9 protein-coding genes are annotated in these 7,774 nt (G+C 68.7%); 8 read left to right on the forward strand and 1 reads right to left on the reverse strand.

What is annotated here, in order from left to right; translation table 11 throughout:
* From VAE46_RS02540 to VAE46_RS02575, 8 genes are all read left to right on the forward strand, one after another.
* The coding region (locus tag VAE46_RS02540; protein WP_322795339.1) for a flagellin at positions 1-581 on the forward strand (581 nt) is incomplete at its 5' end.
* Positions 582-730: 149 nt separating this feature from the next.
* Positions 731-1,045, forward strand: a complete 315-nt coding sequence (locus tag VAE46_RS02545; RefSeq protein WP_322795340.1) for a hypothetical protein — start codon at positions 731-733, stop codon at positions 1,043-1,045.
* A 9-nt stretch (positions 1,046-1,054) separates the two neighbouring features.
* The gene (fliD, locus tag VAE46_RS02550) at positions 1,055-3,418 is read left to right on the forward strand and encodes a flagellar filament capping protein FliD (RefSeq protein ID WP_322795341.1); all 2,364 of its coding nucleotides are present in this window, start codon (positions 1,055-1,057) and stop codon (positions 3,416-3,418) included.
* An 87-nt stretch (positions 3,419-3,505) separates the two neighbouring features.
* Positions 3,506-3,916 carry a flagellar export chaperone FliS gene (fliS, locus tag VAE46_RS02555; protein WP_322795342.1) on the forward strand — a complete coding sequence of 137 codons (411 nt, stop codon included), beginning with the start codon at positions 3,506-3,508 and terminating at the stop codon, positions 3,914-3,916.
* Positions 3,913-4,221, forward strand: coding sequence for a hypothetical protein (locus VAE46_RS02560; RefSeq protein WP_322795343.1), 309 nt, complete (start codon positions 3,913-3,915; stop codon positions 4,219-4,221). The genes fliS and VAE46_RS02560 overlap by 4 nt, the downstream gene beginning before the upstream one ends.
* 183 nt (positions 4,222-4,404) lie before the next feature.
* Complete coding sequence (locus VAE46_RS02565) at positions 4,405-5,046, forward strand: sortase (RefSeq protein WP_322795344.1); 642 nt, start codon at positions 4,405-4,407, stop codon at positions 5,044-5,046.
* A 41-nt stretch (positions 5,047-5,087) separates the two neighbouring features.
* Positions 5,088-5,369: a flagellar biosynthesis anti-sigma factor FlgM gene (gene flgM, locus VAE46_RS02570; RefSeq protein WP_322795345.1), complete on the forward strand. Its 282-nt coding sequence runs from the start codon at positions 5,088-5,090 to the stop codon at positions 5,367-5,369.
* Between the two features lie 186 nt (positions 5,370-5,555).
* Positions 5,556-6,239: a winged helix-turn-helix domain-containing protein gene (locus VAE46_RS02575; protein WP_322795346.1), complete on the forward strand. Its 684-nt coding sequence runs from the start codon at positions 5,556-5,558 to the stop codon at positions 6,237-6,239.
* On the opposite strand, the gene VAE46_RS02580 is transcribed toward VAE46_RS02575, so the two are convergent.
* The coding region (locus VAE46_RS02580) for an ABC transporter substrate-binding protein (RefSeq protein WP_322795347.1) at positions 6,236-7,774 on the reverse strand (1,539 nt) is incomplete at its 5' end. The genes VAE46_RS02575 and VAE46_RS02580 overlap by 4 nt on opposite strands.

Below are 7,774 nucleotides of genomic sequence, written 5' to 3' on the forward strand. Positions count from 1 at the left end.
CCGCCAACGGCTCCCAGACCCTCAACTTCAACCAGCTCGGCATCTCCATCAAGCTCGCCTCCACCGCCGGCGAAACCGCCGACAACATCGGCGCCGCTCTCACCGCCGCCGACAACGACACCATCGTCGTCACCGGCACCGGCGCCGCCGCCCTCCAGGTCGGCGCTAACACCACCGCCTACGACGTCATGAACGTCTCCTTCAACGACGTCCGCGCCACCCAGGCCACCGGCCTCAACCTCCTCTCCGGCGGCGGTGTCGACTGGACCTCCGCCTCCACCATCGTCGCCAGCAACACCGCCGCCCAGGCGTTCATCGACCAGATCGATGCCGCCATCACCACCCTCAACACCCGCCGCTCCGACCTCGGCGCGGCCCAGAACCGCCTCGAGCACACCGTCAACAGCCTCGGTGTCGCCGTCGAAAACCTCACCGCCAGCGAGAGCCGCATCCGCGACGCTGACGTCGCCGCCCTCTCCAGCGAGCTGGCGAGCAAGACGGTCCTGCAGCAGGCGGGCGTTGCGGTGCTGGCGCAGGCGAACCAGTCGGCCCAGGCGGTCCTCAGCCTCCTCCGCGGCTAGTCTCGCTCACCAGCTAAGCAGGCCCACGGCCCCCGGTCCCGTTGACGACGGGCCGGGGGCCGATTTCGTGCCGGGGGCTCAAGCTGCGGGAAGGCAGGACCGATGATCAGGTAATTCCCGGAAGGGATGCCGCGATGGCAGACGTTAGATTGGAACGTGTCACCCCGGTGAGCACCGCCACGGCGGCGGTCTCGTGGGGCGAGCCCGACCGGAGGGAACGGCGGGATTCGCCGAAGCGGGAGCCTGGCGGCAACCGGGAGCGGCTCATTCGGATGCTGGCGCCGGGGCACGCGCCCGAGGCGCTCGAACTGGAGTACGTCGTGGACCGTGACGGGATGATGGTCGCCATCCAGGTTCGCGACCTGCGCAACGGGGAGGTTGTCGCACGCATCCGGGCAGAAGACCTCTGGCGGCTGGCGAGCGAAGAGGCCGCCGGGGGTCTGCTGCTGGAACGTCGAGGGTAGAGGGAGACGATGAGCGACCCGATTCGGATTGGCGGATTTTTCGCAACGTTCGATACCGAGGCGGTGATTCGCCAGCTGACGGCGATCCGGATGCGGCAGGTGGACCTGCTCGACCAGAAGGCGGCGCAGGTCCAGCGGCGGAAGGACGCGATCGGCTCGGTGCAGAGCGCGATGAACGCCCTGCTGGCGAAGGTGAAGGCGCTGACGGCGGCGCAATCGGTCAGCGGGATGACCGCGACGGTGAGCGGCAGCGGCGTGACCGCCTCAGCGCTGCCCGGGGCGCAGCCCGGCAGCTTCACGGTGAACGTGAGTCAGCTGGCGACCGCCACGCGGCTCCAGGGCACCCCCATTTCGGCGGGCATCGATGCGACGAAGCCGATGAACCGTTCGAACTTCGGGACGGTCCCGACGAACGGGACGTTCACCATCGCGACGGCGATGGGCGGGTCGCAGACGTTCACCGTCGGGCCGGCGGCGGCGCAGGCGAGCGTGGCGCTGCAATCGGCGAATATCGACATGGCGGTCACCAGCGGGACGTTCACCGTGGGCACCACCGGCGGCGGGACCGCGACCATCACGGTCGACGTGACCACGCAGTCGCTGAATGACGTGGTGACCGCGATCAACAGCGCGGGGGTCGGGCTGACGGCGAGCATCGTGGCCGATGCCAACGGGCGGCTGAACCGGCTGCAGCTCGTTTCGACAAACGGCGACGTGGTGCTTGGAGGGACGGGGGACAGCTCCAACTTCCTCTCCGCGATGCGGCTCCTGGGTTCGACGCCGGGGACGACCCGGACGGGCGATGCCTTTACGCAGCATATGACGCTCAATGATGTCATCGCGGACATCAATGCGAGCAGCATCGGCGTGACGGCGAGCATTTCGAACGACAGCTGGGGGCGGCCGAACCTGGTGACGGTAACCTCGACGCAGGGCGCGATCTCGTTCGGAAGCGGTTCGGATACCTCGAACTTCCTCGCCGCGACCGGGCTCCTGACCTCGGCAGCGGGCACGACGCGGACGAGTTCGGGGCCGATCGCGCGGTTGGGCGTCTCGGCGAAGCTGGCGGATGCGGGGCTGCAGGGCGGCGCGCCGGCAGCGGGCGACCACGAGCTGTTCATCAATGGCGTGAGCATCGCGTATAACGCCGCGACCGACTCGCTATTGGACATTGTCGCGCGGATCAACGCGAGCGGAGCCGGGGTGACGGCGCGATACGACTCGCTGACCGACACCATCCGGCTGCAGAACAAGGCGACCGGGAACCTGATGCTGACCGTGGAAGACGACACCTACGGCGGCAACCTGGCGGCGAAGCTGGGGCTGACGACGGGGACGGTGACGGCCGGGCAGAACGCGGTGTACAGCATCGACGGGGGACCGGCGCAGGAGTCGGCCTCGAACGGGGTCAGCTACGGCGGTACATCGCTGACGCTGACCGAGACGACGAGCTCGCCGGTGACCGTCACGGTCTCGCACGACACCTCCGCGGGCGCGAATGCGATCAAGGCGTTCGTGACCGAGTTCAACAATGTGATGAAGGCGATCGATGCGGCGACGAAGGCGGACGGCTCGAGGACCAACAACCAGTCCGGACCGCTCAGCGGGGACATGTCGCTGCGGCAGCTCAAGTCCGACCTGCGGAGCCTGATCACCAGCCCCGGGACGGGGCTGACGGGCGGGTACACGACGCTCTCGCAGATTGGCCTGACGTTTGGCGCCGTGGGTTCGGCCATCGGTACCACGAACACGCTGCAGTTCGATGAGGCGAAGTTCGCGGAAGCCGTGCGGACGAACCAGGCCGGCGTACAGGAGCTGTTGAGCCGGCTGAGCCTCTCCGCGACCCTCGAGCCGGGTGGAACGGGGTCGATCACGGGCATCAGCGGGACCTACGCGGGCCTGGAGCCCGGGCGGTGGGAGATTACGGATGACGGTGCGGGGAACCTGACGGCCACATTTACGCCGGCGAACGGGGGTCCGCCGACGACGGCGACGGCGACGGTAGTCGCCAACGGGACGAATTCGAACCTGATCCCGGGCATCACGCTCCAGATTGGGCCGACGCTCCAGGCGGGGACGCACACCATTACGGTTGGCGCGACCGCGGAGAGTGTTCTGCAGCGGCTGAAGCGGTTCGCCGAGACGCAGGCGGGGGTCGGGGGAACGCTGGATAAGCGGAAGGCGACGTTCGACCGCGTTTCGAACGACATCTCGGAGCGCATCGCCACGCTGGAGAAGCGCATCGAGGCGGAGATGGAGCAGCTGCGGCGGAAATTCGCCGCCATGGAGCAGGCCCAGGCCCGGGCCCAGGGAATCCTTTCGAGCCTGCAGCAGATGGCGCGGCAGCTCGGCGGTTCGAATGGGCAGAACTAAGAGCAGGGAAGTTCCTGCTGTGCCGCCAGCGGCGGCGCGTCGATACCCAACGTGAGCACTTCGCAGTTCGAAGGGAGAAGCACCCGCATGACGACCAACCCGATTGCCGCCTACCGCACCGTGGACGCGATGACGGCGGACCCGGTGACGCTGACCACGATGCTGTTCGATGGGGCGGTGAAGGCGCTCCGGAAGGCGCAGCTGCACTGGGAGAACGGGAATCGGCAGGGGTTCAATGACGAGACCAACCGGGCGTACCTGATCATCGGGGAGCTGCGGGCGACGCTGGATATGAGCCAGGGCGAGCTGGCCGAGCAGCTGGCCTCCATTTATGCGTACTGCCTGCGGCGGATTGTTGAAGCATCGCTGGGCGACCTGGAGAAGGTGCGCGAAGTGGAACGGCTCATTGGGCAGATTGGGGACGCCTGGAAAACGGCCACAGCCGGGCTGCGTGCGCAACAGGCCGCGTCGCGGGCGGGAACGGAAGCCGCTGCGTGAACGGAGATGGCGAACGGGCCATCGAGCGGGCGCTCGCGCTTGCGCGGGAGCGCCTGCTCGCGCTTGAGCGGGGCGAGCTGGAAGGGCTGGATGTGATTGATCGAGAGTTGCAATCGGCGTGCACGGCTGCGGCAGGCGACCTGGCGGAGGGTGATCGGCTGCTGCTGGATGAGCTGCTCGCCATCCAGGCGGCTGCGGATGGGCTGCTGGCGGGAATGATGCGGGAGACTTCGGGGCGGATGGCGAGGCTGCGGTCGGGGCAGGCGGTAACGGCGGCGTATCGTGCCGTCGATGGCGCGAGGTAATCGCCGCGTCACCCTCGGACGAACCAGTTGTAACGAACTGTGAAGATTTGGCCGGGGCCGGGCGTGTTCACCTGGTCGTCATCTTTTGGCGCCTGAACCACCACCGCTGACCGATCAAGCATCGACCTGTTGGTGCCGACACTCTGGCTAGCGCGCCGGGGCGCGGAGGAGGTCACGAACGGGATGGCTGCTGGGAAGGCAGGGATACGCCAGCATGGTTCGACACTGGTTGCTGCGATGCTGGTCGCGGCGGCGGGGGCGATTGCCTGGTTCGGCCCGGGTCCAGGTGCGTCGCCCGGAGCGCCGGGGGGAGCGCAGCTCACCATCGCCGGGGAGCGGCGGGAACCTGAACCTGACGCGGTCTACCGGGCTGTTTCGACCGGCGGGCTGCCCACGCGGGTGGTGATTGCCTCGGCTGGTATCGATGCGCCGGTGGCTGAGGTGGGCGTGGTCCTGGATGGGGACGGGCCACGCTGGGAGACCTCGTGGACGGCCGTGGGGCACCACCTGGATTCGGCGATGCCGGGACAGCCCGGGAACATGGTGCTGACGGGGCATGTCTCGGTGGCGAACCGCGCGCACCGGGCCTGGTTCGCCACGCTGGACCGAGTGCAGGAGGGCGACGTGGTCGAAGTGTACGCTGGCGACCAGGCTTACCGTTATGTCGTAGAATGGGTGGGCGTGGTCGACCCGGACGCGGTGGAGGTGCTGCGTTCCGATGCGGCGGCCACGGTGACGCTGGTCACCTGTACGCGCGATCTCAAGCATCGGCTGGTGGTGGTAGGGCGGCTGGCGGGCGAAACAGAGGCGCCGGGCCGGGCGTAAGCCCGGGGGGCGGCGACAGCAACCGAGGAGGGAACCCAAGGGTGACTGGAGTTCGAAAGACTGGCGAAACGCGGGCGATTGGGGTGGAGCCGACCCAGGTGCGGGTGGTGCGGGCGGCCGAGCCGGCGCCCGCGACAGATTCAGCCGGCATCACGGACGACGCCCGGCTGCTGGCCCGTGCGCTCCGCGCAGTCGAGGCGGCTCCCGAGGTGCGGTCGCTGCGGGTGGCCGCCCTTCGCAAGGCGATCGCAGAGGGCACCTACCGGGCTGACCCGCGCGAGATCGCACGGCGGCTGCTGGAAAGCGGCCTTGCTGACGGATGAACTGGTCCGGGCCGGCGGAGCGCGTGCTCAGGGAACGGCCGGCGCGGTATGGGCGGGCAGCACGGGTGAAACGGGGAATGCCCTGATGCCGGGCGGAGGGTGGGCGGCGGTACGTTGATAGGGCAACGTCGCCGGGCCACCTGCGAGCGGGTTTCGGCGATTCAACGAGGAGCAGCGAGGCCGCGCATGGCAAAGGTGCTGGTAATCGATGCCGGGCTTCCGGGGGCAATGGTCGGCCGTTCGTTGATAGGCGGCACCCTGGACGTGAAGCTGCTGGATGCGCCGGCGCGGCTGCTGGAACGGGCGGAGGAGACCATCTGCGACCTGCTGGTGCTGTGCGGGATGAGCGCCGACGAGCAGGCGGCCCTGGTGACGGCCCTCCACACGCACCGGCGATGGCGGCTCGTGCCCGTGCTCTACGTGAGCGACCCCTCGGCGCCTGGCCTGGCGATCCCGGGGACGTTCCGACCGGAAATTGACGGGCTGACCCGCGGGAGCTGCAGCAGCGAGGAGGTCGAGCGGAAGATCGCCGCGATGGCGCGGGAGGGCGTTGGCGGGGCGGAGCCGGTGATCGCCGGCCCGTTCGAGCTCGACCCGGTGCGGATGCTGCTGCGCGTGCCGGGCGGCGACATCGAGCTGACGGAGCGTGAGGTGGAGATCCTGGCGATGCTGTTGGGCCACGCGAACCGCACCGTGACGGCCGCGGAGATTATCGAGCGCGGATGGGGCGGCGATGCTGACGCGCGCTCGCTGCAGATCCTGCGGCGGCACATTTCGAACATCCGCCGAAAACTCGAGAAGACGGCTGCCGGGCGAGCGGTGCGGACGGTGCGGGGGACCGGGTATCGGTTCGAGGTGCGGGCGAGCTAGGCGCGTCCGCGGAAGGTGGGGTCGGTGTCGTCGATCCAGCAGCTGGCGAGGCGGTCCTGGTAGCCGTCGGTGGTATCGAGCGGGTAGCCCTTCACGTAGGGCCAGGCGAGGGTGACGACGCGTTCGCTGACGAGATTGGCCGCCGGGTTGATGGCGAGGATGCGGCGCTGGATTTCGTAGCCGAGCTGGCGGCGGGCGTCTTCGTCGAGCTCGAGGCGCTGGCGTTCGATGAGGGAGTCGAGGTCGGCATCGCGCAGGGGGAAGCTGTTGCGGGTGCCGGCGGAGTGGAAGTAGGGGTAGAGCCAGTCATCGAGGTCGATCCAGCCCGTATCCGGGCCGGCGGCAAAGGGGGCCTCGGCCGAAAGGAGCAGGGACACCAGCTGGCCCAGCGGCATCGGGACCACGCGGATATCGAGGTCGAGGGCGGCCTTGAGCTGGTCGCGGATGACGGCCCCGAGCGAGATGGCGGATTCGGTGGTATCGACGACGAAGAGCGGGAGCGGGTCGGAGGGGAGCGTCTTCTCTGAGCGGAAGGCCTCGAGGGCGGCGCGGGCGTCTTTGAGGTCTTCCTGTCGGCCGCCATCGCCGGGGCGGTAGCCAGGGATGACGGTCAGTTCGCTTTCGGGGAGCGTCCAGCGGGAGACGGGCCAGCTCACCCAGGGGTTGAGGCCGCCCGACCCGTCGAAGAACTGCTGGATCATCGCGCGGCGGTCCAGCGCCCAGGTGACGGCGTTGCGGAAGCGCTGGTCGTTGTAGGGGTGGTTGACCAGCGAATAGCGCACGCCGAAGAAGAGGGAATGGCCAACCGTGGTTTCGACGAGCTGGGGCAGGGCGCGCTTGAGGTGATCGGCGAGGGTTCGGTTCACGACGGCAACATCGAGCGCGCGCGTGCGGAGGCCGCTTTCGACTTCGGCCGTGGTGCGCGGCTGGACGAGGGAGATGCCATCAAGGAAGGGGCGCTGGTCGCTGCCGAACCAGGCGGGGTTGCGGCGCACGCTGGCGAAACGCTGGTCGTTCCATTCGACCCAGAGGAAGGGGCCGCTGCCGATCTGCCGCTCGGCGCCGATCTCAGGGGAATCGGCGGTGAGCTCGGGCGCGACGATGAAGGAGGCGACATCGGCGAAGAGGTGCTGTGCGGCGGCGATTGGGGCCTTGAGCTTGACGGTAATGGCCTGGGGCGAGGTGACCTCAAGGGCATCGATGACGGACCAGTTCGGGGCGCGGACGAAGGTGGTATCGCCGGAACGCTGGCGTTCGATGCTGTGCTTGACGTCGTCGGCGGTGACGGGGCGGCCGTTGAGGGGCGGCAGGTCGTGCCAGCGGGCCTGGGGATTGATGCGGAAGACGAGCGTCGTCGGGTCGGGGCGTTCGGGGAGGCTGGCAGCGAGGTCGGTGGTGAGGACGCCACGGGCCTGATCCTGGTAGGTGAGGAGGCGGCTGAAGACGAGGGCCTGCTGGCCGATGAGGGGCCCGGCCTGGGTCTTGTGAGGGTCGAGACTGGCATCGCGTTCGACGAAGCCGGTGTGCCGCAGCGT

This window comes from Tepidiforma sp. (assembly GCF_034433535.1).
GTDB lineage: Bacteria > Chloroflexota > Dehalococcoidia > Tepidiformales > Tepidiformaceae > Tepidiforma.